Raw genomic sequence first — 1,471 nt, 5'->3', positions numbered from 1 at the left:
CATAACGCCCAATTAAGGTGTGAAGCACGCTACCACAGCACTAAATTTGAACACCGTAAACACTAAATTAGACCCAAACCAAAAATGCCAAGCGTGCTGAATCACTCTTAAATTGTTTGTTATGCCTGTGGTGATTAGAGCGATTTTGTTTGCTTACTCTACGTCCAAGCCTGACCTTTTAGCTATTTCTGTTTCAAAACCATCAATACTCTTTTGGTTCTTTTTAAGCCAGTATTTTTCTATACCCGATGTACCTTGTTTTTCTGACCAATTCGCTAGGTCTTCACGGTCTCCCTCATAGGTAAAGTAAGGAACTGACATTCCGCAGGAAGACTGTACCAAATCGACGTCTAGGACAAAGATTTGTCTAGCTGCAACACTTTCCGGAAACATCGGTGCATACTTACCCCAACTATCATCTTGAGAGTGCAAAACAGTAGCCTTACCATAGGCTCGAAGGATTAAAGGTGAGCCCTCAAAAGCACAAAACATGACGGTCATTCTTGGGTTTTGAATGACATGTGATGCTGACTCATTGCCACTTCCTGTAAGGTTTAACCAAGCTATTTGCTTCGGGTTGATTACCCGCAAGGAGTCTCCACCTTTAGGTGAAAGATTCACACTACCACTCTCTGCGGCAGTGGCTACAAAATAGATTTTTTGCTGTCCGATAAATTCAATGTGCTTATCAGACAACTCTGAAAATTGCTTACCCATAACGATTAACCTCCATGTTAATTTTCGATAAAAGGCATAACGCCCTGTTAAGGTGTGAGCAACGCAATACCGATGCCGCCGCATACCACCTTAAATACTAAACGTAACGCATAGTAAAAATGCCACGCGTTGCGAATCACTCTTAAACAGTTTGTTAGGAGGTAGACTCGAATTTAACTCTAAGTCTTTCTTTTTCTCGGTTCAAGACATCATAGGCTTCACCAAATCCCATAAAGCAAGAGTTATTCTGTGAATTATCAAAGGCGTATCGCCAACTTTCAAATGCTTTAGAGGATGCAGATAAAACGCCTACCATACTCCATGTAAGCTTATACCCAATATCGCTTTTTGCTTGTTTTTGGATAGCTCTATAATGGCGATTATTTGCACATGCTTTTTTAAACGATTCGTTTACTACTCTCTTAACTTTAGGGTCAACCTGCTCGTATAATTTTATTAAATCATGCCCTCTAACCCACTCACCACCTCCATAATAAATAACTGATTTTATTAAAATTTCTAAACAAAATGATGCATTCACGATATAGGGAGTCAGAAAATCAGGATCAGTTTCTCCACCCGGAGAGGTAAATGCCATAAAATTAGGTGACTTACCTACTATGACTGGATAAAACTCCATTTCTCCTTGTTGTATACCAGATGCTGACTTCGCTAAAACTGTAGCACTTTTGTAAAAGCGCCGAATACTTGCTTCGACGTGACTCATATCAATGTTCATATACCTCCTAACGCC

Annotated in this window: 2 protein-coding genes; both read right to left on the bottom strand. The window is 40.0% G+C overall.

The features are described from left to right. Positions 1 to 153: 153 nt before the first annotated feature. Positions 154 to 717, bottom strand: a complete 564-nt coding sequence (locus ABMY42_RS26305; RefSeq protein WP_349266984.1) for a pyridoxamine 5'-phosphate oxidase family protein — start codon at positions 715 to 717, stop codon at positions 154 to 156. A gap of 154 nt (positions 718 to 871) precedes the next feature. Further along, the coding region (locus ABMY42_RS26300; RefSeq protein ID WP_349266983.1) for a hypothetical protein at positions 872 to 1,471 on the bottom strand (600 nt) is incomplete at its 5' end.

Origin of the sequence: Vibrio sp. SSH13-20 (genome assembly GCF_040104475.1) — a bacterium.
GTDB lineage: Bacteria > Pseudomonadota > Gammaproteobacteria > Enterobacterales > Vibrionaceae > Vibrio > Vibrio harveyi.
Note: the sequence above shows the minus strand (reverse complement) of the source record. Positions and strands in the feature narration are given on the sequence as shown.

Coding starts and splice junctions, on each gene's coding strand:
- ABMY42_RS26305 (WP_349266984.1), bottom strand. CDS start 717: ATGGGTAAGCAATTTTCAGAGTTGTCTGATAAGCACATTGAATTTATC.